Origin of the sequence: Eudoraea sp., from assembly GCF_049665975.1 — a bacterium.
Lineage (GTDB): Bacteria > Bacteroidota > Bacteroidia > Flavobacteriales > Flavobacteriaceae > Eudoraea.
Map to the genome: position 1 here is coordinate 1 of NZ_JBATGR010000329.1, position 8159 is coordinate 8159.

9 protein-coding genes are annotated in these 8159 nt (G+C 36.3%); 4 read left to right on the plus strand and 5 right to left on the minus strand.

Annotation, left to right across the window (positions count from 1 at the left end; genetic code table 11):
* Window positions 1–561: TrmH family RNA methyltransferase (locus tag WBN20_RS11405; RefSeq protein ID WP_424281762.1), on the minus strand; the 561-nt coding region annotated here is incomplete at its 3' end.
* Between the two features lie 72 nt (window positions 562–633).
* On the opposite strand from WBN20_RS11405, the gene WBN20_RS11410 reads away from it, so the two are divergent.
* The gene (locus WBN20_RS11410; protein ID WP_424281763.1) at window positions 634–1440 is read left to right on the plus strand and encodes a DUF6503 family protein; all 807 of its coding nucleotides are present in this window, start codon (window positions 634–636) and stop codon (window positions 1438–1440) included.
* Between the two features lie 53 nt (window positions 1441–1493).
* On the opposite strand, the gene WBN20_RS11415 is transcribed toward WBN20_RS11410, so the two are convergent.
* On the minus strand, window positions 1494–2564 hold the full coding sequence (locus WBN20_RS11415) for a DUF3810 domain-containing protein (protein ID WP_424281764.1): 1071 nt from the start codon (window positions 2562–2564) through the stop codon (window positions 1494–1496).
* 70 nt (window positions 2565–2634) lie between these two features.
* Between WBN20_RS11415 and WBN20_RS11420 the strand changes: the two genes are divergently transcribed.
* Window positions 2635–4089 carry an aminoacyl-histidine dipeptidase gene (locus WBN20_RS11420; RefSeq protein WP_424281765.1) on the plus strand — a complete coding sequence of 485 codons (1455 nt, stop codon included), beginning with the start codon at window positions 2635–2637 and terminating at the stop codon, window positions 4087–4089.
* A 34-nt stretch (window positions 4090–4123) separates the two neighbouring features.
* On the opposite strand, the gene WBN20_RS11425 is transcribed toward WBN20_RS11420, so the two are convergent.
* Genes WBN20_RS11425 through WBN20_RS11435 form a run of 3 tightly spaced genes read right to left on the minus strand, consistent with a single transcriptional unit; the run spans window position 4124 to window position 6817 of the window.
* The gene (locus WBN20_RS11425) at window positions 4124–5242 is read right to left on the minus strand and encodes a peptidylprolyl isomerase (RefSeq protein ID WP_424281766.1); all 1119 of its coding nucleotides are present in this window, start codon (window positions 5240–5242) and stop codon (window positions 4124–4126) included.
* A gap of 10 nt (window positions 5243–5252) precedes the next feature.
* Entirely contained in the window at window positions 5253–5804 is a 552-nt protein-coding gene (gene gldI, locus WBN20_RS11430; RefSeq protein WP_424272781.1) for a gliding motility-associated peptidyl-prolyl isomerase GldI, read from the minus strand.
* Entirely contained in the window at window positions 5804–6817 is a 1014-nt protein-coding gene (locus tag WBN20_RS11435; protein WP_424281767.1) for a DHH family phosphoesterase, read from the minus strand. The genes gldI and WBN20_RS11435 overlap by 1 nt, the downstream gene beginning before the upstream one ends.
* A 170-nt stretch (window positions 6818–6987) precedes the next feature.
* Between WBN20_RS11435 and WBN20_RS11440 the strand changes: the two genes are divergently transcribed.
* Together WBN20_RS11440 and WBN20_RS11445 are read left to right on the plus strand one after the other, a co-directional pair.
* Complete coding sequence (locus tag WBN20_RS11440; protein ID WP_424281768.1) at window positions 6988–8016, plus strand: alkaline phosphatase D family protein; 1029 nt, start codon at window positions 6988–6990, stop codon at window positions 8014–8016.
* A gap of 48 nt (window positions 8017–8064) precedes the next feature.
* Window positions 8065–8159 (plus strand): nucleoside-diphosphate kinase (locus WBN20_RS11445; RefSeq protein ID WP_424281769.1); only part of this gene is annotated, 95 nt, incomplete at its 3' end.

The window sequence follows — 8159 nt, forward strand, 5'->3', positions numbered from 1 at the left end:
ATTGATAACTTCCTGAGTATTTCCTGTTGCAATATTTACTGTAAAAAGGCATCCGACACTAGCTCTGATTACATTTGGATTATAAAGATCTCCATTGCTATTTACAATAATTACAGCATCTAATTTAGCCGCATCCGCAGTTCTTAATAAAGCACCAATATTTCCAGGTTTTTCAGGAGCTTCCGCAATCAATATCAATGGATTTTTGTTCCTAAAGGAAATATCATTCAGATTGTGATTTTTTGAACAGGCCAAAGCAACAATTCCCTCCGTACTATCTCGATAGGCTATTTTTTGGTATATCTCTTGTGATACTGCTATTAATTCTGGAAATTCATCTGGCTGGTCAATAATTTGCCTCACTTTTTCTTCAGAAATGATTTTGGGGCAAAATAAGACACTCTGAATAGTATAACCACCTTTACTAGCCATTTCAAATTCTCGCTGTCCTTCTAATACAAATAAGCCAGAATTTCTGCGTTCACGTGATTTTTCCTTTAATAAGAATACTTTCTTAACCAAAGGATTTTGTAAACTACTAATCTGCTTAACTTTGTTCATAGGACAAAAATAGAAGAATTGGTAAACTATCTACCAATTGTTCTACAAAGACCACAACTTAAAGAAACGGAAATGCGCATCATTTTTTTACCACTTATTTTTTTAGGATTATTTTCCTGTAAAGAATCGTCCACCGGTAAAGCAGACAAGAACAATTCCAAGGTTTTGTTGGAAAAAATTATACAATCTAAATATCCTGACGCTTTAGATAGGGTTTTTGAAGCCCATGGCGGAATTCAAAATTGGAAGAAGAAAAAGGTGCTTGTATATGATTTACCCAAAGCTGGATATACTGAAACTCATACTACTGACCTCAAAACGAGAATGGATAGAATAGTATCTCCCGATTATTCATTGGGCTTTGATGGTAAGCATGTTTGGCTAATGGATAAATCTGGAAGCTATAAAGGAGACCCAGTTTTTTATCATAATCTAATGTTCTATTTCTATGCCATGCCTTTTGTTTTAGCTGATGATGGCATAATATATGGAGAGACCACAAATTTGATCTTTGAGGGAAAAAGTTATCCGGGTATTTCAATTAGTTATGATTCAGGGGTGGGTACTTCACCCAAAGACGAATATTTCCTGCATTATGATCCCCAAACCTATCAAATGGCCTGGTTAGGTTATACCGTAACCTACAGAAGTGGAGAAAAGTCAGACAATGTCAAGTGGATCCGATATGACCATTGGATGGAAGTAAATAATATCATATTACCAAAAGCCATGACCTGGTACGCCTACGAGGGGAAAGTAATAAAAGAAGCTAAAAAGGTGGTACAATTTGATAATATTATCCTTTCTGAAACTTCTAAACCGGATGCCTATTATGCTATGCCCGTTGGAAGTAAAATAGTTGAAAGGAAACAAGACTAAAAGTTAAAAATATATTATGTATTCCTCTTTTTACCTAAAATAGATATAGTCCATCATTCAATGGGATATTTTAAATCATAGGTCACAAGGAGTGTAACTATAAGGCTATAACTTTTTATCCCCTCTTCCTGGTTGTTCGCTTTCAGAAATGTATTGAAAATTGACTTAAACATCGGTTCAAAAGGATTTTTATAGGCCAGCCAAAACTCATTCAATTCTTTGTAGTTTTTTTGCACACCCAGGTTTAATCTGTTATATAATTCACGAAATTTCTCTTCATCTCTCAGTTTTAATTCAGCTAATGAATAACTAAGCGCATAGGCTGCGGCAGAATATTTAAAGTACAAATCCTTGTTGTTGGCGGTAACAAGGAAGCCAATAAAATTAACTTCGTTTTCCGCAGAATAACCTATCTGATGCCCTACTTCATGTCCGGTTACTACTGGAAATCTGAAATTGGGTATTTTGCTATTTACCTGAGCCTCACTTGTAAAGGGATTAAGATAGCCACCATATCCCATATAACTTAGTAGAGTACTAAAAATAGATTTCTTCAAACTTGGATTCTTGTAATTAAAAAACGGATACATTATTTCGAGTTCTGTATACCCCTCCAGGGTCTTTTGGAAGATTTCCTTCTGATCATATGGGATATTTACTTTTTGCGAAGTATTTAAAGTTATTTCATACTGCAACTTATTTGTCCTTTTAGTAAGCTTTTCTGTGTACATTATCAATTCATTGGTCGTATAAGTGTCTTTTAGCTCAAGTGTTTGATAAAGCGGTACACGGTAATAGTTGAGACCCCACATAAGATGAAATGTAAAGTAGGCTACGGAAATTATTAGTACTATATCTCTAAAGAAAAGTTTCAGGTTTTTTCTTACTTGATTTCTTTTAACAATGATATACCAGATGGCAAGTATTATGAGGATAGCATAAATTAAATCCCCAACGGAAAATGGGAGCCATCCAAATGTTATGCGAAAAAAGTTTGAAATAAATGGATATAGCCCTTTGCTGTAATAATTTTCAACAAGCTCAGGGTAACTGCCGAGGCTCTTGACTATTATTATTTGTGGGATAATAGATAACGCAATCCCATTCTTTAACCTATTATTCATGAATTCAAAAATACCAATTATCTCGCTAGGTTAATTTGCAATACGTATTTTTGCTCTTTTAATTTAATATATGAATAAAGAAATAGAACAATTAGAACCGACAAGAATCTGGAATAATTTCTCGAAACTTAATGCTGTACCACGTCCTTCCAAGAAAGAAGAAAAAGTAATTGAATTCATACTAAATTTTGGCAGGTCTTTACAATTAGAGACGTTTGAAGATGAAGTAGGCAATGTTATTATCAGAAAAGAGGCATCCAGTGGAATGGAAGATCGTAAGCCAATTACGCTTCAATCTCATTTAGACATGGTGCATCAAAAAAATTCCGAAACAGATTTTAATTTCGATACTCAGGGGATTGAGATGTATATTGATGGTGATTGGGTTAGGGCCAGGGGAACAACTCTTGGCGCAGATAACGGGATGGGTGTGGCAGCGATTATGAGTTTACTGGAAAGCCAGGATATTCAACATCCCCCTCTTGAAGCTTTATTTACTATTGATGAAGAAACTGGTATGACGGGGGCAATGGGACTAAAAGGAGGTGTCCTCAAAGGTCAGATTTTATTGAATTTAGACACAGAAGATGATGACGAAATAGACATAGGGTGCGCTGGAGGAATTGATATTACGGCTACAAGAGACTATGAGGAAGAAACGGTCCCGAAAGACTACATTGCATATGTAATAAGCGTCAAAGGATTACACGGCGGACATAGTGGTATGGACATTCATCGTGGTTTTGGGAATGCAAATAAAATAATGAACCGCCTTTTGTATAAAAGTACTGAAGCATTTGGTATTGGTGTGTCACAAATTACTGGTGGAAGTTTGAGGAACGCGATTCCTCGGGAGAGTTTTGCAACAATTGTTTTAAAAGCAAAGCTCAAAGAAGATTTTGAAGTCAAGATTAACGATTGGGCACAGGACATTAAAAACGAGAATTCTTTTATTGAAACTAAGCTGGAAATTAAACTGGATAAGGTTGAAATGCCAGCAAAAATGATGGAGAAAACCACTCAGGATAAAATCTTAAGGGCTGTGTATGGTGCCCATAACGGCGTTTATGGAATGAGTGCAGCAATTCCCGATTTGGTGGAAACTTCAAATAATATTGCCAAGATTGAAGTCAAATCCGGAAAAATTAGGATTGGGTGCCTTACCAGATCTTCTGTAGATACCGCGAAAATTGATTTGGCAAATTCTCTCAAAAGCGTTTTTGAACTTGCAGATTGCAAGGTTACTTTATCAGGGGAATATCCGGGGTGGAATCCAAATCCTAATTCTGAGATCTTGGAAGTACTTAAAAATCAGTATGACATCCTTTTTAACGAAAAGCCGAAAGTAGTAGCCTGTCATGCCGGATTGGAATGCGGTATTCTCGGAAAAAATTACCCTGAAATAGATATGATAAGCTTCGGGCCTACCATTAAAGGTGCCCATTCTCCAGATGAAAGAGTTAGTATTTCTTCTGTTAAGAAGTTTTGGACCTTTCTATTACAAATTTTAAAGAATACCCCTTAAATAAAAAGGCCCGAAAATTTTCGGGCCACTTTTTTTATTCGGTTAGACTTATAATTTCCAGGTCAAAAATGAGATCAGCATTTGGTGGGATTGGACCTCCGCCTTGTTCACCATAACCCAAATGTGGTGGAATAAATATTCTGATTTTGTCGCCAACTTTCATTCTTAATAAACCCTCTTTAAATCCGGCTACAAGCCTTGAATCCGGACTATAATCCATGGGAAAAGGTTCATAACCTCCCCCTTGTTTTCTTCTTTCATCGAAATTATCAAACTTTATAGCAACTTCTTCATAATTACTATCGAAAAGAGTTCCATCTGCCAACCAGCCAGCATAATTCACTAACACTTTATCTCCAATTTTTGGGTTAGCACCGGTTCCTTCCTGCAGGCTAAGAACTTTTAAACCAGAAGGGAGCTCTTCTGCAAGTTCCTGTTGTTGTTTTATTTCTGCTGCAAAATCGGTTTTAACCTTTGCAATTGCCGCAATTACTGTTTCTTCCTCTGCAAAATAATCTGTCATCACTTGTACAGCATCAAAATTTCTGGCCTCTTTTCCGTTTCTAACAATAGTCACGGAATTCATTGTTACATCAACTACAGGTTTGTCCTTTCTATTTGGTTCTGCATAGGTTTTTACATTGGCAATGGAATCGACAACGTCTAAACCGATAACGACTTCTCCAAAAACAGTGTGTTTACCATTTAGGAAAGGCGTCTCTTTATGGGTGATGAAAAACTGACTTCCATTGGTTTTTGGCCCAGAATTAGCCATGGATAGAATACCTGCCTTATTATGTACCAGGGAATCGTTGAATTCATCTTTAAACCTGTAACCGGGGTTGCCACGACCTGTGCCGGTAGGATCACCTCCTTGAATCATAAAATCTTTGATGACTCTGTGAAAAATTATACCGTCAAAATATTTTCGGTCCTTATACTCTTCACTTACAAAAGGATTATTGCCTTCTGCCAGAGAAACGAAATTGGCCACCGTTACAGGTGTTTTTTTCATTTCGAGTTTTATAATGATGTCTCCCTGACCGGTATTTATATCTGCGAATAACCCATCTCCAAGGTCTCGGTACTTACTTGATGTACAGCTTGTCAATGCAGATATACCAATTAAAAAAATTACAATTATTTTTTTCATTTTTTAGAATTTAATTATCAAGATTTTCTTTTTGTTTGTCAATTTTTAAAATGCTAATGGTGGACTTAAGTGCTACGTTAGGTCCAATTTTGTTATTATCTCCATGATAGCCATATGCCATGGCAGATGGGAAAAAGAAAGTGGCAGTTTCATTTTCTTTAAGAAGCTTTACGCTATTACGCAGGCCTGGAAATAATTCCTGTTTATCTACTTTATATAAAATTGTCCCGATGTCCTCCATAGAATAGATGGTATCATTTTCAAGACTAACTAAATTGTAGTTAAGGGCCACTAAATCATCAGGAAGGGGAGTGTAATCACTTTCCTCATTTATAACATTATAAAAGTACCAGGATCCTGTGGCAGATGACAGATAGTGATGAAGACTATCTTTTGCTATGATTTGTTGAATAGTCTCTTCCTCTTGGCTTAATAGTTCTATATTCCTTTGAACAGATGCACTAATCAGGTTTCCGGACTGAGTTTTAACAGCCCGCCTGGGTTCAGGTTCGCCACAAGCTACAAGGCATATGATTGGTATTACATACAGGAAGTTCTTCATTAGCTAAGCTGGTCTTTATAGTTTTCCAATAAGGCTTCAAAATACTTTATTGTGTCTTCCATACTGCGTTCACTTCTTCCTCCGGCCGCATTGGTATGCCCGCCACCATGAAAGTGATTTCTCGCAAATTCATTAACAGAGAAATTTCCCTCAGAACGAAATGAAATCTTAATAATTCTTTCTTCTTTATTTTCAATAAAAATAACGGCAAATCGAATATTCTGAAGCGTGAGGCTATAATTTACAAAACCTTCAGTATCTCCTTTTTTATAGTTGTGGGCATTCAGTTCTTCCTGACTCAATGTCGTGTAAGCAGTATTATAATCCTTTAGAATCACCATATTATTTAGGGCGCAACCCAGAAGCTGCAGCCTGTCGGGTGTATTTGTATCAAATATTACATTTTGAACTTTAAAATTATTTGCCCCTCTATCTATAAGCTCAGCTACCACCCTGTGTGTTTTGCTTGTCGTTGATGAATACTTAAAGGAACCTGTGTCAGTCACGATGCCTGCATACAAACAATCAGCAATTTCACTCGAGATCTTTTCTACATCCCCCATATAACTAATAAAATTAAAAACCATTTCAGAAGTAGAACTCATTTTGGCATCTGAATATGTTATTTGTGCATAACTATCCGGAGCCTGATGATGGTCTATCATTATAAAAGTGGCTTTCAACCCTTCCAGTATCGGCGTCATCTGTCCAACTCTTCCGAGCTGATTAAAATCCAGGGTAAAACAAATGTCAGCGTTATTAATGTATTTAACAGCCTCAGCGTTATCTCTTTCAAAATTAAGGACTTTGTCAGTGCCAGGCATCCATTTTAGGAATCTGGGATAATCGTTGGGGACAATTACTCTTGCTTCCTGTCCAATTGCTTTTAGATAATGCCATAAACCCAGCGAAGATCCAATAGCATCACCATCTGGGTTTTTATGGGGCACAATAACTATTCTTAATGGCCTTGAGAGCAGTGCTTTTATGGCCTTTACGTCCTCAGAATTCATGCGCGCAAAGATACAATTAAATTGGAGATTCCCATTACCAGTAACTCCAAAAGTAAGAGTCAGGAGAATACTTCATTTCACCCCTTATAAATATGGTTTAAAAGTATTCGGGTGACAGATTAATATTCCTTTTTATAAAAGTTTATTTTTGTTTACTAAATCGTATGCTCATGTATAAATCATTCGTTGTAATAACCATTTTGGCCTTAATTGCAGGTTGTACTACTAAAAAAACATCGGTTAAAACAACCATTCCTGAAGCGGAAATTACAATTGCTTTTGGTTCTTGTAATAAGCATAACTTAGAAAACCATTTATGGGATGACATAAAAAAAGCTAATCCATTATTATGGATTTGGGGTGGTGATATTATTTATGCAGATACTGAAGATGTAACTGAAATACGACAATTATATGATGCCCAAAATAAGGTTTCAGGTTATAAAAAATTAAAAAAAACCACGCAGGTAATAGGAACCTGGGATGACCATGACTATGGGTTAAATGATGGAGGTACAGAATATGTTTCTAAAAAACAGAGCCAACAGGCTTTTTTAGATTTTATGGACGTACCGGCAGATCATCCGAGACGAACTCAGGAGGGCGTTTATTTTGCATATAACTATAACGGCAGTCTGGGTAAAATAAAGATAATAGTTTTAGATACGCGATATTTTAGAACAGCTTTAACCCCTGACAGAGAAACTGAAAAACGTATTAAGCCAAACCAATATGGTGAGGGGACACTTCTTGGCGAAACACAATGGAAATGGCTTTCCAATGAGTTGAATAATACCGATGCCGATTTTAATCTGGTTGTGAGTAGTATTCAGTTCTTGTCCAATGAGCACGGATTTGAATGTTGGGGAAATTTTCCCCATGAAGTTGATAGATTTAAGCAATTGTTGGCAGATTCTAAGGCTAAGGGAGTAATTATCCTTTCTGGGGACCGCCATATTTCTGAGTTTTCTAAAATTGATATTCCCGGACTGTCCTATCCTTTAATAGATTTTACTAGTAGCGGACTTACTCATGCCTATTCAGATTTTTCTGGGGAGCCCAATCCATATAGATTGGGTAGTGTTATTGCTAAAGAGAGTTTTGGACTGGTAAAGCTGAATTTGATTACGAGGGAAGTTCATTTACAAATCGTTGAAAATAATGGTAATGTACCTCTTGAGATAAGACAGAATTATTAATGTTGTAGTTTGCTGTAAGAAAATGTATTTTTGCCCAAAATTTTATAAATGACAGCTAACAGAACTTTTACAATGATTAAACCAGATGCGGTTGAAAATGGACATATTGGAGCCATTTTAGAAAAAATCACATCTGCAGGTTT